The organism is Corynebacterium sp. AOP12-C2-36 (assembly GCF_052379185.1).
In the GTDB taxonomy this organism is placed as follows: domain Bacteria; phylum Actinomycetota; class Actinomycetes; order Mycobacteriales; family Mycobacteriaceae; genus Corynebacterium.
Window position 1 is genome coordinate 151,179 of record NZ_JBQSYJ010000003.1, and the last position, 17,144, is coordinate 168,322.

Below are 17,144 nucleotides of genomic sequence, written 5' to 3' on the forward strand. Positions count from 1 at the left end.
CGTCACGGAACAGGCCGGTGTGGTCAGCCCTTGGGTCATTGCGCCGCGCGGCATTAAGGCGGCCGGTGGCTCGTTGTACGACGGGTTCAATCGGGGTGCTCATGGGGTTCAGTTCTCCGGTTCAGGCAAGCGACCCGCACCGGCCAGGGGCCGGGGGTCTGGTGTGTGCCACTACGCAAGGGAACGGGAACTGAACTGAACGGGAACTGGAGCGTGGCCTATCCGATTGCCCAGCGTCTGTGCCGGACAAATCGAACACTAAGCGATTACGGTTCGGTGCGGCAACGCCGTGTTTTTGTATGCTGACCTGCGCGAATGTGGACAAACACAACATGTAGTGTCGAATCCGTGAATATCGGCATATTCGGCACTACATGTTGTGTTTCGAGGTGTGCGAAAGTCGGTGTCTCGGCATGCACGGGGGATTCCGTGACAGGTAGTCAGATTTTCCAGTCCGCGAACGTCACGGTCTCCGGGTAGAACACCCGTCGGCGGTGGTCCTTGTGGATGTTGACCGTGACGGTGGCCTTCAGCACCTCACGGCGGCGCTCCACGCTGGCAGACTCCCACCAGTCCCACACGTCCACCCCGGCCAGCTGGGACAGGGGAGAGTCACCACCGGCTGTGTCGGCCAGCTGCGCTTCCAGCTCGGCCAGCCGGGCTTTCAGCTGCGCGTTCATGCGGTCGAACCGTTCGTCGTCAACGTCCCCGTTCACCCAGCGTGTCTCCAGCCCGACCAGCCTGCCCTGGACGCCTTCACGGTCGGCCAGCAGACGGGCACGGGTGCCGCTGTCGGCCCCTTCTGCCAGCTCGGCTAGCCGCCGGGGGATGTCGGTGCGTTCCAACCGCGTCAGCACAACGTCGCGCACGTACTCGTCCAGGTCGTCGGCTAGCGCTGTGCCGTGTCCGGCCCCCTTACCGCGCACAAAGTAGTAGCGGGTGTTCCCGGTCTCGCCCTTGGCGCGGTTCAGGGCGCGGACGGTGGTGCCGCAGCACGCACACTGGAATATCCCCGTACCCAGGTGCCGGATACGCGGCCCTGGGCTAGACACCGTACGGGCGGGGTCAGTCAGGACGGCTTGTACCCGGTCCCAGGTGTCCCGGTCCAGAATCGCTTCCCACTCGGCGGCCACGCCCTCCAGGTGTTCGCCGTTCCACGTGACGATTCCGGCATAGCGGGGGTTCATGAGGACCTGCCGAATCCCGGTGGTCAACATCTCCCCACCGCGCGGCCCCCGCACCCCGGCATCCCTCCACTCACGGTGCAGGGCGTGCAGGCTTCCCCCGGCCAGCACGTGCTGTGCGGCCTGGCGGATACGCCCGGCTTCCTCCGGGACCACGGACACCCAGTCGTCGGCGTACCCGAACGGCCGATAGGGGCGCTTCACGGCCTTACCAGCGCGGGTGGCCTGGAGCTGCGCGGCGCGGACGCGCTCGGCCTTGTGTTCACCCTCATAGGCGGCCAGGTCTCCCATGATTCGCGCCTGCACCCGCCCTGCGGGGGTAGACAGGTCCCAGTGCCCGGCATTGACCGTGCGGGTGGCCACCCGGTGGCTCTCGGCCAGGTCGATGTACTCGTTCAGCTCCAGCGGGCGGCGGTGCAGCCGATCTGGGTCCCAAGCCACCACGGCGTCGATTTTCCCGGCGCGGATGTCGGCCAGCAGCTGTTCATAGCCCGGCCGCTTCACGGCTGACTTGGAAGCGGTCACCGAATTATCCCGGTACACCTTCACCAGCTCCCAGCCGAGCTGGGCGGCCACCAGGGCCTGGCAGTCGTCCTCCTGGCGCTTCACTCCAGCGCCGTCTTTGCGGTCCAGGGATATGCGGACGTAGATAGCGGCCCTGGTGACGGTGGGTTTCGTGCTAGGCTTCGGTGGCATGGATGCAAGGGTACCTAATTCACTCACTGACAACCCGGTGCACTGGCGACCCTGGGGTGAGCAGGCCTTCGCCGAGGCCCGGGAGCGCGACGTGCCGGTGCTCGTGTCCGTCGGCTACGCCACCTGCCACTGGTGTCACGTGATGGCCGAGGAGTCCTTCAGCGACCCGCGGATCGCCCGGACCATCAACGAGACGATGGTGGCGGTGAAGGTCGACCGCGAGCAGCACCCGGACGTGGACGCCTACTACATGCAGGCCACGGTGGCGCTCAGCGGCCAGGGCGGGTGGCCCATGACCGTGTTCACCGACCCGGACGGACGCCCGTTCTTCGCCGACACCTACTTCCCGCCGGAACCGCGGCAGGGCCGCCCGTCGTTCTCCCAGGTACTCGACGCGGTCACCCGCACGTGGACGACCGAGCGGGGCCGGGTCGACGAGATCAGCGCCCGGCTCAACGAGGCGATCGGCGGCAGCGAGGAAGAGAGTGACGCGTCCTCGACCGCCTCCTGGGCCGCGCAGGACGCCACGACGCAGCTGCCGACCCGCATCGTGCAGCGCATGCGCGCCGCCGAGCACCCCACCGGCGGCTTCGGCGGGGCGCCGAAGTTCCCGCCGGCCGGCGCACTGCTGGGCCTGGTGCGCTGGGCCGAGCGCACCGGATCGCCGGACGCCGCCACCGAGGTGCTCGACATCGTGGGACGTACCGTCGCCGCGATGCTGCGCGGGGGCCTCTTCGACGCGGTGGACGGCGGGTTCCACCGTTACTGCGTGGACGGTGACTGGACGGTGCCGCACTTCGAGAAGACCCTCTACGACAACGCCCTGCTGCTGCGCGCCCTGTCCGCCTACCTGGTGCGGCGTCCCGACGACGCCCTGGCCGCCGAGGCCTGCGAGCTGACCCGCGGCTTCCTTCGCCGTGACCTGCCTGCCGATGCAACAGACCTGCTCGCCAGCGGGCTGGACGCCGACACCGTCGTCGACGGCGCCCGCGTGGAGGGCTACACGTACACCTGGGCACCCGGCGAACTCGAGGCCGTCGGGCTGACCGGTGAGGGTGACGTGGACGGGCGGGTGGTGCTCACCCGGCGCGAGGGGCTGCCCCTGGACCCGGAGGTGCGCGAGGAGTTGCACCGGACGCGCGCCGGGCGGCCGCGTCCTGCGGTGGACGGCAAGGTCGTCACCGCGTGGAACGCGATGGCCGCCGTCGCGCTCACCGAGGCCGGTGATCCGGAGGCCGGGGCACGCACCACCCTGGCGCTGTGGCACCACGCCGTGGACACCGGAACGGGCGACGGCGACAGCACCGTTCGCGGCGTCCTGCGGTGTGCCGGCACCCCGCACGCCCCGGGCACGTTGGAGGACGGGGCGTGGCTGCTGCTGGCGCTCGTGCGGCTCTGGGAGCACCAGGGGCCGACCTACCGGGGGATGGACGTGGCGGGGTCGGTCTCCGAACTGATCCGTCACCTGCAGGTGACCTTCCACCGCGGTGCGGGCACCTGGTACGACGCGGCGACGCCCGTGGCGTCCACCGGGGTGCGTCCCCGCGACCCCTACGACGGGGCCACGCCCTCGGCGGTGGCGGTGCTGGCCGAGGCGTTGAGCTTCGCCGGGGCGCTGGCGACGGCGATGGACGACGCGGACGTGCGCAGCATGGGCTCGCGCTGGGCGGCGGAGGCCCGGCGCATCCTCGACGCCCACCGCGGGGTCGTCGAGGGCCACCTCGCGCAGGCCGGCGGCTGGTTGTGCGCCCTGGAGTGCCACCTGGCCGGGCCGGTGCAGGCCACGGTGCGCGGCGCGTCCGGCACGCAGGTCGCCGCACTGCGCACCCGGCTGGGGACGTCCTGCCTGGTGCTGGACGTCGCCCACGGTGCGCGCCTCGTCGGCGGGGTGCCTGGCGGCGAGTCTGACGGCACCGCCGCGGTGGCGCAGGTGTGCCGGGCGGGGGTGTGCGGGCTCCCCGAGGCGCTGTGAGTAGCGCGGCACGGTTGACCCGTTACACTGTCCGGGTCACTGCCACACCAACGTAAAGGGGAACCCCGTGGCCTACTCCGGCCCGTTCCAGCCCGGCGACCGGGTCCAGCTGACCGACGCCAAGCGCCGTCACTACACCATCACCCTGGAGACCGGCGGCAGCTACTTCACCCACAAGGGCGAGATCAGCCACGACGACATCATCGGCTCCGACGAGGGCACCGTGGTGGTCTCCCACGTCGGCGGCGAGTACCTGTGCTTCCGGCACCTGCTGGTGGACCACGTGCTGTCCATGCCGCGTGGTGCCGCGGTGATCTACCCCAAGGACGCCGCCCAGATCCTCGTGGAGGGCGACATCTTCCCCGGCGCGAAGGTCCTGGAGGCCGGGGCCGGCTCCGGTGCGCTGTCGATGACCCTGCTGCGCGCGGTGGGCGCCGACGGCCAGCTGATCTCCTACGAGATCCGCGAGGACCACCTCGACTACGCCGAGGCCAACGTCACCGAGTACATGGGGGAGCACCCGGCGAACTGGGACCTTCGCCTCGGGGACCTCAAGGACGTCACCGTCGCCGACACCGACGGGCCGGTCGACCGGGTCATCCTGGACATGCTCGCCCCCTGGGAGTGCCTGGAGACCGTGCGCGACCTGCTGATCCCCGGCGGGGTGTTCATGACCTACGTGGCCACCGTGCCGCAGCTGATGAAGGTCATGGAGGGCATCCGCGAGCTCAAGTGCTTCACGGAGCCCAAGGCGTGGGAGTCCCTGGTGCGCGAGTGGAAGGTCGAGGGTCTGGCCACCCGCCCGGAGCACCGGATGAACGCCCACACCGCCTTCCTGGTCTGGGCCCGACGCCTGGCCGACGGCACCGTGGCGCCGAAGCCGCAGCGCCGGGCACGCAAGTAGCCCCACCACCCCAATTCAGCGTTCCTGGATAGGCTACCTTTCCTTAACATGTAGAGTGGCGCCCTATGACGCAGCACTCCACGGACCAGAATCTCCATGACGGACCGACCGCGCGTGTCGACTCCGGACCTGAGTCCTACCGCCAGCTGCAACTGGCCAACCGGACCCTGGGCACACGCAACGCCAAGCTCACCGAGATGCTCAAGTCCAGCCGCGACAAGCTGGACGAACTCAACTCCCGGCTGGACGCGCTGGCCGACCCGCCGAGCACCTACGGCATCCTGCTGGAGACCGGCGACGGCGCCCTGACCGCCGAGGTCCACACCGCCGGCCGCCGCATGCGCCTGCCCGTCAGCCCGCGGGTGTCACCGGGCGAGCTCACCCCCGGATCCCTGGTGCGCCTGGGGGAGGGCCAGCAGGTCGTGGAGGTCTGCGGCTACGCCGACTCCGGTGACATCGCCACGGTGGTCGAGGTCGCCGACTCCGGGCGCATCGTCGTCGCCGACAAGCTCGGCGAGGAGACGTTGATGAAGTGCGCCGGTGCCCTGACCTCCGAGCTGGCCGCCAAGCAGGTCGGCCCCGGCGACAGCGTGGTCGTCGACCGGCGCGCCGGGTACGCCTTCGAGGTGATCTCCCGGGCCGAGGTGGAGGACCTGGTGCTCGAGGAGGTGCCGGACGTGTCCTACACCGACATCGGCGGCCTGGAGAGCCAGATCGAGCAGCTGCACGACGCCGTGGAGCTGCCCTTCCTGCACCCGGAGCTCTACCGCGACTACGGGCTGCTGCCGCCGAAGGGTGTGCTGCTCTACGGCCCGCCCGGCTGCGGCAAGACGTTGATCGCCAAGGCGGTGGCGTCCTCCCTGTCGCGCAAGATCGCCACCGACGCCGGCACCCCGGACGCCAAGTCCTACTTCCTGAACATCAAGGGCCCGGAGCTGCTGAACAAGTTCGTCGGCGAGACCGAACGCCAGATCCGGCTGATCTTCGAGCGCGCCCGCAAGATCGCCTCCGCCGGCCAGCCGGTGATCATCTTCTTCGACGAGATGGAGGCCATCTTCCGCACCCGTGGCACCGGGGTGTCCTCGGACGTGGAGTCCACGGTGGTCCCGCAGCTGCTCGCCGAGATCGACGGTGTGGAGGGGCTGCGCAACGTGATCGTGATCGGCGCGTCCAACCGTGAGGAGCTCATCGACCCGGCGATCCTGCGCCCGGGGCGTCTGGACGTGAAGATCCGGGTGGAGCGTCCCGACCGTGCGGCCGCAGCCGACATCCTGGAGAAGTACCTCACCGCCGAGGTGCCGATGTCCGCGGGGCTGGCCGCCGCCACCGGCGGGGCCGAGGCCGCCGCGGCGCACCTGCGCGCCCGGGTGATCGACAACCTCTACTCCGACGAGCGGCCGTACCTGACCCTGCACTACGCCGACGGTTCCCGCTCCGACCTGTTCTTCCGCGACTTCACCTCCGGTGCCATGCTGGCCAATATCGTCGACCGGGTGAAGAAGCTCGCCATCAAGGACGTGCTGCGCGGTGAGGGCGACGGTGTCACCGAGGCCCACGTCGACCTGGCCGTCGACGAGGAGCGCCGCGACAACGACGACCTGCCGGACACCACCAACCCCGCCGAGTGGGCCCGGATCTCCGGGCACTCCACCCGACGCGTCGTGGAGATCACCATGGCGGATAGAGCAGAGCGCACAGAGGCAGGAGCAGCACGGTGACCGAGGAGCCCCGCCGCCTGATCGGCACCGAGACCGAGTTCGGCATCATCGCCCCGGACGACCCGCACGCCAGCCCCATCGAGACCTCCACGCAGGCCGTCATCGCCTACGCGGGGGCGACCGGGCTGGGTGTGAACAGGCGCACCCGCTGGGACTACACCGCCGAGTCGCCGCTGCGTGACGTGCGCGGCTTCGACCTGCGCCGCTACCGCACCGCCCCGGTGATCGACCCGAACGCCCTGGGCTCGGCCAACGTGGTGACCACCTCCGGCGCGCGGTTCTACGTCGACCACGCCCACCCCGAGTACTCCTCCCCGGAGACCACCAACGCGTGGGACGCGGTGATCTGGGACAAGGCCGGCGAGCTGGTGATGCACGCCGCCGCGCAGGCCGCCGGCGAGGTGGAGGACCAGCCGGTGCTGAAGATCCACAAGAACAACGTGGACGGCAAGGGGGCGTCCTACGGCGCCCACGAGAACTACCTCTACCCGCGTTCCTACGACACCGCCGCGGTGCAGGCCGCCCTGATCCCGCACTTCGTGACCCGCCAGGTCTACACCGGTGCCGGACGTCTCGGCCTCGGTGCCGAGAGTCAGTCACCGGGCTTCCAGCTCAGCCAGCGCGCCGACTACATCGAGACCACCGTGTCGTTGGAGACCACGCTGAACCGCGGCATCATCAACACCCGCGATGAGTCGCACGTGGGGGAGCGGTGGGCGCGGATGCACGTGATCATCGGGGATGCGAACCTCTCGGAGTACGCCACCTTCCTCAAACTCGGCACCACCGCCCTTGTGCTCGATGCGGTCGGCGCCGGCGCGGACTTCTCCGACCTGGCCCTCCACGAGCCGGTCGCCGCGGTGCAGCAGGTCTCCCGCGACCTGGACTGCACCACCGGGCTGCGGCTCTACGGCAACAAGGAACTCACCGCGGTGCAGCTGCAGCGCGAGATCCGACGCCGGGTGGCCGAGGCCGTGCCCGCCGAGCGGCGGCAGCGCGGCGACGACCTCGTCCTGCAGGTGTGGGGGGAGATCCTCGACGACCTGGAGCGCGACCCGATGAGCACCGCCGACCGGCTGGACTGGACGGCGAAGCTCTCCCTGCTCAACGGCTACCGCGCCCGCGGGCTGGAGTGGGACCACCCCACGATGGCCGTGGTCGACATCCAGTACCACGACATCGACCCGGCCAAGGGCCTGTACAACGCGCTGGTGCGCAAGGGGCGCATGCGCACCCTGGTCCCGGCCGAGGACGTCGCCGCCGCCGCGGCGCACGCCCCGTGCGACACACGCGCCTGGTTGCGCGGAGAGGTCGCCGGACACTTCGCCGATGAACTGCTCGCCGCCAACTGGGACACGCTCGTCCTCGACACGCCCTACGGTGCGTCGTCGACTACGCGCGTGCTGCTCTCCGACCCGTTGGACGGTTCGGCCGCCCAGCTGCGCGAGGCGCTGGCCGACGTCACCGACGCCGCCGGGCTCGTCCGCGTGCTCGGCGAGGTCATTCCCGGCTCCCTCGCCGGGGTCGACTGCTAGTCTGTAGACGTCAAGAACGTGCGGTGAACATCACCTAACATCTCGTACCCATCTCCCGCCCGACGGGCGGGAAACTCGTGAAGGAAGTGGTTCCACATGGCAGCCGGATCAGGCTCGACGGGTGGCTCTAGCCAGGGCCAGGTGCACGGGGGCCGTGGCCCCTCCGACGAGGACGCCGGCACCACCGACCCCTCCGCCTCCGGCCAGGAGCAGCTGCGGGTCAGCGGCACCGACGACCTCCTCGACGAGATCGACGGGCTGCTGGAGTCCAACGCCGAGGAGTTCGTGAAGTCCTACGTCCAGAAGGGCGGGCAGTAGCCACGTCCGCCGCGTCGTCCTCTGCCGGTTCCGGTGAGGTGTTCACCCGTAGGATCATGGGCCTGGAGACGGAGTTCGGCATCACCAGTGTGCTCGACAGCCACCGTCGGCTCGGCCCGGACGAGGTCGCCCGGCACCTGTTCGCCCCGGTGGTGGAGCGCTACCGCAGCAGCAACGTGTACTGGCCCAACGCCTCGCGGGTCTACCTCGACGTCGGCGCGCACCCGGAGTTCGCCACCGCCGAGTGCGACTCCCTGCACCAGCTGGTCACCTACGACCGCGCCGGGGAGCTGATCTTCCACGACCTGGCGTCGCGGTGCGAGGCGTCGCTCAACGAGCGCGGCATCGGCGGCAAGGTGTACCTGCTGAAGAACAACACCGACTCGGTCGGCAACTCCTACGGCTGCCACGAGAACTACCTGGTGGGCCGGGGCATGCCCCTGAAGAGCCTGTCGGCGCAGCTGCTGCCGTTCCTGGTGACCCGCCAGCTGATCTGCGGGGCGGGCAAGATCAGCGTGCCGACCGCCGGCGCCCCGAACGAGAACTTCGGGCCGGGTTACTGCCTGTCCCAGCGTGCCGACCACGTGTGGGAGGGGGTGTCCTCGGCGACGACGCGGTCGCGTCCGATCATCAACACCCGCGACGAGCCGCACGCGGACTCCTCCCGGTTCCGCCGCCTGCACATCATCGTCGGCGACTCGAACATGTCCGAGACCACCACCGCGCTGAAGGTGGGTTCCACGCTGCTGGTGCTGGAGATGATCGAGGCGGGGGTGGCCCTGCCGGACTGCGAGCTGTCCAACGAGATCCGCTCGATCCGGGAGATCGCCCGCGACTTCACCGGCACCACGCCCCTGGAACTGCGCAACGGTGGCACGGCCACGCCGCTGGGCATCCAGCGCGCCTTCCACGCCGCCGCGGTCGACTGGCTGGCCGACCGGCAGGAGGACGCCTCGGGGACCGGCACCCCGAACTCCCAGCTGGCGCCGGTCGTCGACCTGTGGGGCCGGGTGCTCGACTGCGCGGAGTCCGGCGACTTCTCCGGCGTGGACACCGAGATCGACTGGGTGATCAAGAAGAAGCTGCTCGACCGTGTCGCCGGGCGTGGCGGCCTGGACATCACCGACCCTCGTCTGGCGCAGGTCGACCTGACGTACCACGACATCGACCCGCAGCGAGGCCTGTTCCACATGCTCGCCCGCCGCGGGCAGGTCGCCACCCTCACCGACCCGGACGAGGTCGCCGCCACCGCGCACACCGCCCCGCAGACCACCCGCGCGGCGGTCCGCGGCCGCTTCCTCGCCGCCGCCGAGGCCAGCGCCCGGCAGACGACCGTGGACTGGACCCGGCTGAAGGTCAACGGCGACGGCGGCGCCGAGATCGTCCTGCCCGACCCCTTCGACCCCACCGCCGAGGGGCTCGACGACCTGCTGGACATCCTGCACGCCGAACCACACGAGGACCGGCCGTGACCGCTCGCAACCGTCCGACGGAGGTGCACTGGGACGCAGCGTCGTCGCGCCTGCTCAACCTCGTGTTCGCTCTGTCGGAGCGTCCCCGCTCCCTGGCGTGGCTGCGCGCCCACGTCGACTGGTACTCCGGCGAGACGGATGCGGTCCGCAAGCGCTTCGACCGGGACCGGGCCCTCGTCGACGAGCTGGGGCTCAGCGTCGTCGAGTCCACCGGCACCGACGCCGACGGCGACCCCGAACTGCAGTACCAGCTCGACCCCGCCACGAGCTTCCTGCCCGACCTGGAGCTCAGCGACTCCCACTGGCAGGCGTTGCGTCCGGCGGCGCAGTGGGTGCCGAACGAGTCACTGGCCGACCCGGTGCGCCACGCCCTGCAGAAGCTCTCCACCGTGGCACCGGCGTCCGACGTCGAGGGTGGCCCCGGTTTCTCCGCCGCCGTGCCCGACGCGGTGGACATCACCGACGCCGACATCCGCGCGATCAACGTGGCCCTGGACCGCAACCTGAGCCTGCGGTTCAACTACTGGCCGGCGTTGACGAAGGACCCCGAGGTCCGCCACCTCGACCCGTGGGGGGTCGCCGCCGTCGACGGCCGGCTCTACCTCACCGGCCACGACAACGACCGTGACGGGCAGCGGACCTTCCGGCTGTCGCGCATCGCCGACCTCGAGGCGACCGCCACGCTGATCCGGCACCACGCCCCGGACCGTCCCGTCGCCCACCTGGTGGGCGAGGGGCTGCGTGCCTCGTCGACGACGGTGACCGCGCGGGTGCGTTTCCTCACGGACGGTGCCCAGGAGCTGCGCGCGGCCGCCACCCCGGCCGGGCACGGCGAGTACACCGTCGGCCCCGTCGACCGCCGGTGGCTGATCCGCACCGCGGCGTCCTACGCCACCGACGCCCTGGTGGTGGACCCGCCGGACGTCGTCGCCGACATCATCACCCACCTGGAGGACGCGGTGCGGACCTTCGGCCGACCGGGGGAGCAGGCATGACCGGATCACCTGTGCCACGACGACGCACCGCCGGCTTCACCGTCTGGCAGGTGCGCCGCGTACTCGCCGTGACCGCCTGGCTGCGCCAGCACCCGGACGGTTCCCTGATGAGCGCCGCCGCCCAGTTCGGGGTGAGTGTGCCGCAACTGCGCCATGAGCTCAACCAGGCGTCGACCTGCGGACTTCCGCCGTACCTTCCGGGGTCGCTGATGGAGTTCCAGACCTCCGGCATGCACGCGCACGTGGTCAGTTCGCTGGGGATGGACCACGCCCCGGCGTTGACGTCCGCCGAGTCCGGCGCGCTGCTGCTGAGCCTGCAGCGTCTGGCGAGCGTGGTCACGGGCCCGGGACGCGAGGCGGTGGAGTCCGCCGCCGCACTGGTCCGCGACCTGCAGCAGGACCTGCGCGACCGTCGTGACCGGTTCACCCCGGACGAGTTCACCACGCCGGCCCGCCCTGCGGCGGCCCTCACCGCGCAGGACGCCGGACGCGGCGACGGGGGAGAGGACGCCACGTCGGCCGCCCTGGCCCGCAACCTGCCGGCGTTGCGCGAGGGCGTGACCTCGCGACGGTGGGTGGAGCTGACCTACCGTTCGACGTCCTCGGACACGCTGCGCACCCGCACGCTCGTGCCGGACCAGCTGGAGTTCATCGACGGCCAGGCCTACCTCTGGGCGCGCGAAGACGGTACCGACCAGCGGTGCTTCAACGTCTCACGGATGTCGCAGGTCACGGTGACCGAACGCGAGGCGCCGGCGGTGCTGGAGCGGGTGATCGACACGTCCGACCCCTTCGGTTTCGACCGCGACGGCCAACGCTGGGCGGAGATCGAGCTGGAGGACGACGCGGCGTGGATGTTCGAGTACCTGCCGATCTGGCAGGTCGACGAGCCGGGACCGTTGCGCGCGGCGATCCCGGACACCGGCGACTGGCTGGAGCGCTTCCTGCTGGCGTACGCGCCGACGATCCGCGCCGCCGTGCCGCAGGACGGTGAGCGTGATCTCGCCCACCGTGTGGCACGTCGTGCCCGCGCTGCGCTGGATGCCTACCGCACTCTGGCGTAGTGTTACCGGTGACTGATTCATGCGACGGAAAGGCCGGTACCCATGGGTAGCCTTGGAGCACCAGAAATCCTCATCATCCTGCTCGTGGTCCTGTTGCTTTTCGGCGCGGCCAAACTGCCCACGCTGGCCCGGTCCGCCGGCCGGTCGATGCGCATCTTCAAGTCCGAGATGTCGGAGATGAAGAAGGACGGCACCCCTGCCGCCGAGCAGCCCTCGGCGATAGAGACCGGCACCGTCAACGACGTCGCCCAGCCGACGGTCAACCCGACCACCGAAAACGACAAGAAGAACCAGGCCTGACCGGCCGAGGAGAAGACCACATATGATGCCCGGCCCCATGCAACTGCTCATCATCGTCCTGGTGATCGTCCTGTTGTTCGGCGCTGCGAAGCTGCCGACGATGGCCCGATCGCTGGGTCGTTCCATGCGCATCTTCAAGTCCGAGATGAACGAGATGAAGAAGGACGGCACCCCGTCCGCCGTCACCCCCGCCGACACCGTGAACAACGCGCACCCCAACGACATCGCCGCTTCCGAGGTCAAGGCCACGGATGCGAAGGATCTGAAGGCCGACTCCACGACCAATGACTGACAGTTCCCCGGACGCCTCCCGGCGGATCCGTGTGCCCCGCACACGCGGTTCGTCGAAACGTCGCCGCCCGACCGAGGCGGAGATGTCTCTCGTCGAGCACCTCAAGGAACTGCGTCGACGGGTGCTCGTGGCGCTGGCGGCGATTGCCGTCGGCACGGTGTTGGGCTACATGTGGTACGGCAACGGTGTGTTCGGCACACCGAGCCTCGGTGAGCTTCTCAAGGAACCCTACTGCGACCTGCCCGACCACCTGCGTTTCGGTAGCGAGACCAACCGGTGCGCACTGATAGCGACGGCACCGTTCGACATGTTCATGCTGCGCCTGAAGATCGGTTTCATCGCCGGGCTCGTGCTCTCCGCCCCGGTGTGGCTCGGCCAGCTCTGGGGTTTCATCACCCCGGGCCTGAAGAAGAACGAGAAGAAGTGGACCCGGATCTTCGTCACTGCGGCGACCCTGCTGTTCGTCATCGGCGCGGTCCTTGCGTACTTCGTCCTGTCCTTCGGGCTGGAGTTCCTGGTGACGATGGGCGGGGAGACCCAGGTCGCCGCACTGACCGGTGACCGGTACTTCAACTTCCTGCTGATGCTGCTGCTCGTCTTCGGCATCAGTTTCGAGTTCCCGCTGATCATGGTGATGCTCAACGTCCTCGGCATCCTGTCGTACGAGTCGTTGAAGGACAAGCGGCGCTACATCATCCTCGGCCTGTTCATCTTTGCCGCGATCGCCACTCCCGGCGGCGACCCGGTCTCGATGTTGATTCTGTCGATGTCGATGTGCCTGATGATGGAGATCGCGATCCAGATCACGCGGCTCAACGACAAGCGCCGCGCGAAGAACGCCGGCGTGGACGGTCTCGGCGGCCTGCCGGAGGACCTCGACGACGAGTGCGCCTCCTCGATCGCGCCCGCCGCCCCGCTGGCCACACCCCGCGCCACCGCCGCTCCGACCCCGACAAAACCCGCAGCGAATCCCACTGCACACACTTCGACAACCACCAGGATGGACCAGAACAATCTCGACGACCTCCTCTGACGCGACCAGCGCCGACGGCACAGAGCTGCCGGCAGCCGTCGCCGCCTTCGCCGCCGCGTACCCCTTCCAGCTGGACGAGTTCCAGCTCACCGCCGCCACGTCCGTCGCCGAGGGACGCGGCGTCCTGGTCTGCGCACCCACCGGTGCCGGCAAGACGGTGGTGGGGGAGTTCGCCGTGCACGAGGCGATCCGCCGCGAGGGCACGTGCTTCTACACCACCCCGATCAAGGCGCTGAGCAACCAGAAGTACCACGACCTGGTCGCCCGCTACGGCGAGGACCGGGTCGGACTGCTCACCGGCGACGTGAGCATCAACGGCGACGCACCGGTGGTCGTGATGACCACCGAGGTGCTGCGCAACATGATCTACGCCGACTCCGACCGGCTGGACTCGCTGACCCACGTGGTCATGGACGAGGTGCACTTCCTCGCCGACCCGTCGCGCGGGCCGGTGTGGGAGGAGACCATCCTCAACCTCGACCCACGGGTGATCCTGGTCAGCCTGTCGGCGACGGTGAGCAACGCCGAGGAGTTCGGCGCCTGGCTCTCCACCGTCCGCGGACGCACGGACCTGGTGGTCACCACGCACCGTCCGGTGCCGTTGCACCAGTCGATGATGGTGGGTTCGCAGATCCTGCCGCTCTACGGTGACGGCAGGAACGGCAGGGACGCAGACGTCAACCGCGCCGTCGTGGCCGCGTGCAGCCGTGCCGAGGAGTCGGGACGCCGCCAGGGCCCGAAGCGTGCGGACGTCGTCGCGCAGATGCGGGCGGCGTCGATGCTGCCGGCGATCTACTTCATCTTCTCCCGCGCGGGCTGCGACGGGGCGGTCCGTCAGCTGCTCGTCGACCGGGTGCGGCTGACCACCGACGCCGAGCGCGACGAGATCCTGGCCGCCGTGGACAAGGGTGTCGAGGGCATCGCCACCGAGGACCTCGGGGTGCTGGGCTTCCGCCAGTGGCGTCGGGCGTTGGGCAACGGCTTCGGCGCCCACCACGCCGGGATGCTGCCGGCGTTCCGGCACATCGTGGAGGACCTGTTCTCCCGCGGGTTGCTCAAGGTCTGCTTCGCCACCGAGACCCTGGCGTTGGGCATCAATATGCCGGCGCGCACGGTGGTGCTCGAGAAGTTGATCAAGTTCAACGGTGAGGCCCACGTGGACCTCACCCCGGGGCAGTACACCCAGCTCACCGGGCGTGCAGGGCGTCGTGGCATCGACACCGAGGGCAATGCCCTGGTGCTGTGGTCCAAGGGGATCGACCCGTACGCGGTGGCGAACCTGGCGCAGACGCGCACCTACCCGTTGGACTCCACCTTCCGCCCCGGCTACAACATGGCGGTGAACCTGATCTCCACGAAGGGCTACACCGACTCCCACCGGCTGCTGGACCGCTCGTTCGCCCAGTACCAGGCGGCGTCCACGGTGGTCGAGCAGGCGGAGCGTGCCAGCCGTCGCCGCCGCGACCTCTCCAGTCTCGAACGTGACCTGTCCAAGGCCCTGTCCTCGCTCAAGGGCACGCAGGTCGGCGTCGACGACGTCATCGAGTACGCCGGCCTGCGCCGGGACCTCACGCTGGAGGAGCGTCGGGCGAAGAAGGACTCCGCCACCGACCGCCAGGCAGAGACCGCACGTCTGCTGTCGAGCCTGTCGGTCGGCGACATCATCGCCCTGCCGACCGGACGCCACCCGCAGATCGCGGCGGTGGCGCGCGGCGACTCCGACCACCGTCGTCCCCGCCCGTGGATCATCACCGAGGATGGCTGGTGCGGACCGGTCACCGCCGAGACCTTCGGCAACGTCCCGGTGCCGTTGGGGCACATGTCGCTGCACAAGGGCGTGCAGCGCAGTCCGAAGCGCAATGCGCGCGCCGTCGCGTCGAACCTGCGCAAGCAGAAGGTCGACCGTCCGCGCGTCCTCAAGCCGAAGGCGAAGGGCGGTTCGCGCAAGGCCGCCGAACTGCGCGACCGGGTGCACGTCCACCCGGTGCACCTTCTCAAGGAACGCGAGGACCTGGTGCGTCCGGCCGAGCGGGTCGTCGCCGCCCGGCGCACGCTGGAACGTGAACTGGAGGTCACCGCCCCGGAGACCGAGTCGCTGTCGCGGACCTTCGACCGCATCCTGGACCTGCTCGGGGAGCTGGACTTCATCGAGCAGGACGCCGCGGCACCGTCCTCCGACCGCACGAGCACGCGCATCACCGCCGAGGGGCGCCGCCTGGCGCAGGTGCACCACGAGTCCGACCTGCTGGTCGCCCAGTGCCTGCGCCGTGGGGTGTGGGACGACCTCGACCCGGCGGAACTCGCCGCGGTGGTGTCGACCTGCGTCTTCGAGAACCGACGCGAGAGCGAGGGACGCCACGAGGACGGTGTGCCCACCGAGGCGCTGGCCGACGCGGTCAGCGCGGTGTTCCGCATCCACGGCGAGCTCGTCTCCGACGAGGCCCGTCACCGGCTGCCGTTGACCCGCGACCCGGACCTGGGTTTCGCCACGGCGGTACACCAGTGGGCCGCCGGTGCCCCGCTGGACTACTGTCTGCGCGCCGCGGAAGCCTCCGGGGCGACGTTGAGCGCCGGTGACTTCGTGCGCTGGTGCAACCGGGTGGTCGACCTGCTGGAGCAGATCCGTCACACCGGCTACTCCGACTCTGTGAAGGCCTCCGCCCGCAAGGCGGTGCCGGCGATCAGGCGCGGCGTGGTGGAACTCGGCGCCTGACACGCCCGGCGCCTGACACGTCCAGCGCAACCACAGCGGACCCCAACCCGCTGCGGCGGATCGCCCACTACGCTCGACGCCCATGTCACGTTCTCAGCCCGTCGTCATCCGTAGCCGGGGTATCGGCGAACCGGTGCCCGGCCCCACACTCTGCGCGGTCACCGACCGGCTCCCGGACTCCTGGACGTGCCTGGAGAACCCGTGGCTGGCGCAGTACGGGCCCGCCGGGGAACGCCTGGAGGGCACCGTGCCGTTCCTCGACGCCGTGGAACGCGGCGCCGACGACCTCGTCGCACTCGTACGCGCCACCACAGACACCACAGACTGTGCAGACCCAGCCGATCCGGGACCTCCCGTGATCCTGCTGGGCTACTCCGGCGGGGCGGTCGTGGTGCACCGTGCCCTGGAACGCCTCGACGCCGCGGACCGTGACCGGGTGATGGCCGTCGGCTTCGTCTCCGACCCGGAGCAACCCCGCGGGACCACCGGGGACCCGACGCGCTACGGCATCCGTGGTGAATCGCCGGTGCCGGACGTGCCGGCGCGGTGGGCTGCCGCCCCGGACGACGGCATCTGCCTGTGCCCGGACCCCAGCCCGCTGCGTCTGCTCGCGCAGTGGACGCCGGACCTCGGGGGAGACTCGCCGTTGACCTGGCGTGACCGTGCGTCGCGTGCCCTACGGCTGCGTCGTGGGGCCGCCTACCACGTCGACGTCCGTGACCTGACCGGGGAGCGCGCCCGCTTCGCCGAGGCCCGCCGGCTGCTCACCGGTTACCTCGGCGAGGAACACACCAGCTACGCCACACGTCGCGAACCGGGCACCGACGCCACCTTCGTCGACAACATGGCCGACTGGCTGCGCAGGATCCACGACGGAGAGATCCACGACGGCAGGATCCACGGCCGCCGGACGCCCGCCACGTCCGTCCGGCCCCGTACAGTGTGATC

General features: G+C 69.9%; 14 protein-coding genes. 13 read left to right on the forward strand and 1 reads right to left on the reverse strand.

The annotated features are described in order from the left end of the window. Nucleotides 1-440: 440 nt before the first annotated feature. Nucleotides 441-1,880 carry a recombinase family protein gene (locus ACT3UN_RS03520; RefSeq protein ID WP_444656323.1) on the reverse strand — a complete coding sequence of 480 codons (1,440 nt, stop codon included), beginning with the start codon at nucleotides 1,878-1,880 and terminating at the stop codon, nucleotides 441-443. On the opposite strand from ACT3UN_RS03520, the gene ACT3UN_RS03525 reads away from it, so the two are divergent. The 13 genes from ACT3UN_RS03525 to ACT3UN_RS03585 all read left to right on the forward strand — a co-directional run bounded on the left by ACT3UN_RS03525 (nucleotide 1,879) and on the right by ACT3UN_RS03585 (nucleotide 17,142). Further along, entirely contained in the window at nucleotides 1,879-3,852 is a 1,974-nt protein-coding gene (locus ACT3UN_RS03525) for a thioredoxin domain-containing protein (protein ID WP_444656325.1), read from the forward strand. The two genes, ACT3UN_RS03520 and ACT3UN_RS03525, sit on opposite strands and share 2 nt — an antisense overlap. 67 nt (nucleotides 3,853-3,919) lie before the next feature. Next, a complete protein-coding gene (locus ACT3UN_RS03530; RefSeq protein WP_301444181.1) occupies nucleotides 3,920-4,756 on the forward strand; it encodes a tRNA (adenine-N1)-methyltransferase in 837 nt (278 codons plus the stop codon). A 65-nt stretch (nucleotides 4,757-4,821) separates the two neighbouring features. Further along, on the forward strand, nucleotides 4,822-6,474 hold the full coding sequence (gene arc, locus ACT3UN_RS03535; protein ID WP_444656327.1) for a proteasome ATPase: 1,653 nt from the start codon (nucleotides 4,822-4,824) through the stop codon (nucleotides 6,472-6,474). After that, nucleotides 6,471-8,009: a depupylase/deamidase Dop gene (gene dop, locus ACT3UN_RS03540; RefSeq protein ID WP_301442342.1), complete on the forward strand. Its 1,539-nt coding sequence runs from the start codon at nucleotides 6,471-6,473 to the stop codon at nucleotides 8,007-8,009. Before arc ends, dop begins: the two co-directional genes overlap by 4 nt. 96 nt (nucleotides 8,010-8,105) lie before the next feature. Further along, a complete protein-coding gene (locus tag ACT3UN_RS03545; protein WP_301442341.1) occupies nucleotides 8,106-8,327 on the forward strand; it encodes a ubiquitin-like protein Pup in 222 nt (73 codons plus the stop codon). Between the two features lie 56 nt (nucleotides 8,328-8,383). Further along, nucleotides 8,384-9,799, forward strand: coding sequence for a Pup--protein ligase (gene pafA, locus ACT3UN_RS03550; protein ID WP_301442340.1), 1,416 nt, complete (start codon nucleotides 8,384-8,386; stop codon nucleotides 9,797-9,799). Next, nucleotides 9,796-10,794: a helix-turn-helix transcriptional regulator gene (locus ACT3UN_RS03555; protein WP_444656329.1), complete on the forward strand. Its 999-nt coding sequence runs from the start codon at nucleotides 9,796-9,798 to the stop codon at nucleotides 10,792-10,794. Before pafA ends, ACT3UN_RS03555 begins: the two co-directional genes overlap by 4 nt. After that, nucleotides 10,791-11,858: a WYL domain-containing protein gene (locus ACT3UN_RS03560; protein ID WP_301442338.1), complete on the forward strand. Its 1,068-nt coding sequence runs from the start codon at nucleotides 10,791-10,793 to the stop codon at nucleotides 11,856-11,858. Before ACT3UN_RS03555 ends, ACT3UN_RS03560 begins: the two co-directional genes overlap by 4 nt. A 42-nt stretch (nucleotides 11,859-11,900) precedes the next feature. After that, the gene (gene tatA, locus ACT3UN_RS03565) at nucleotides 11,901-12,158 is read left to right on the forward strand and encodes a Sec-independent protein translocase subunit TatA (RefSeq protein ID WP_301442337.1); all 258 of its coding nucleotides are present in this window, start codon (nucleotides 11,901-11,903) and stop codon (nucleotides 12,156-12,158) included. Nucleotides 12,159-12,180: 22 nt separating this feature from the next. Beyond that, the gene (tatA, locus tag ACT3UN_RS03570; protein ID WP_301442336.1) at nucleotides 12,181-12,450 is read left to right on the forward strand and encodes a Sec-independent protein translocase subunit TatA; all 270 of its coding nucleotides are present in this window, start codon (nucleotides 12,181-12,183) and stop codon (nucleotides 12,448-12,450) included. 82 nt (nucleotides 12,451-12,532) lie between these two features. Next, entirely contained in the window at nucleotides 12,533-13,483 is a 951-nt protein-coding gene (gene tatC, locus ACT3UN_RS03575; protein ID WP_444656423.1) for a twin-arginine translocase subunit TatC, read from the forward strand. 25 nt (nucleotides 13,484-13,508) lie between these two features. After that, the gene (locus ACT3UN_RS03580; RefSeq protein ID WP_441579190.1) at nucleotides 13,509-16,196 is read left to right on the forward strand and encodes a DEAD/DEAH box helicase; all 2,688 of its coding nucleotides are present in this window, start codon (nucleotides 13,509-13,511) and stop codon (nucleotides 16,194-16,196) included. Nucleotides 16,197-16,278: 82 nt separating this feature from the next. Further along, nucleotides 16,279-17,142 (forward strand): cutinase family protein, encoded by an 864-nt coding sequence (locus tag ACT3UN_RS03585; protein ID WP_444626775.1) that lies wholly within the window; start codon nucleotides 16,279-16,281, stop codon nucleotides 17,140-17,142. Nucleotides 17,143-17,144 lie beyond the last annotated feature (2 nt).

Bases quoted from the DNA above. Each gene is read 5' to 3' on its own strand.
- arc (WP_444656327.1), top strand. From the start codon at position 4,822: ATGACGCAGCACTCCACGGACCAGAATCTCCATGACGGACCGACCGCG.
- ACT3UN_RS03545 (WP_301442341.1), top strand. From the start codon at position 8,106: ATGGCAGCCGGATCAGGCTCGACGGGTGGCTCTAGCCAGGGCCAGGTG.
- tatC (WP_444656423.1), top strand. From the start codon at position 12,533: ATGTCTCTCGTCGAGCACCTCAAGGAACTGCGTCGACGGGTGCTCGTG.
- ACT3UN_RS03525 (WP_444656325.1), top strand. From the start codon at position 1,879: ATGGATGCAAGGGTACCTAATTCACTCACTGACAACCCGGTGCACTGG.
- ACT3UN_RS03520 (WP_444656323.1), bottom strand. From the start codon at position 1,880: ATGCCACCGAAGCCTAGCACGAAACCCACCGTCACCAGGGCCGCTATC.
- ACT3UN_RS03560 (WP_301442338.1), top strand. From the start codon at position 10,791: ATGACCGGATCACCTGTGCCACGACGACGCACCGCCGGCTTCACCGTC.
- ACT3UN_RS03585 (WP_444626775.1), top strand. From the start codon at position 16,279: ATGTCACGTTCTCAGCCCGTCGTCATCCGTAGCCGGGGTATCGGCGAA.
- tatA (WP_301442337.1), top strand. From the start codon at position 11,901: ATGGGTAGCCTTGGAGCACCAGAAATCCTCATCATCCTGCTCGTGGTC.
- tatA (WP_301442336.1), top strand. From the start codon at position 12,181: ATGATGCCCGGCCCCATGCAACTGCTCATCATCGTCCTGGTGATCGTC.
- pafA (WP_301442340.1), top strand. From the start codon at position 8,384: ATGGGCCTGGAGACGGAGTTCGGCATCACCAGTGTGCTCGACAGCCAC.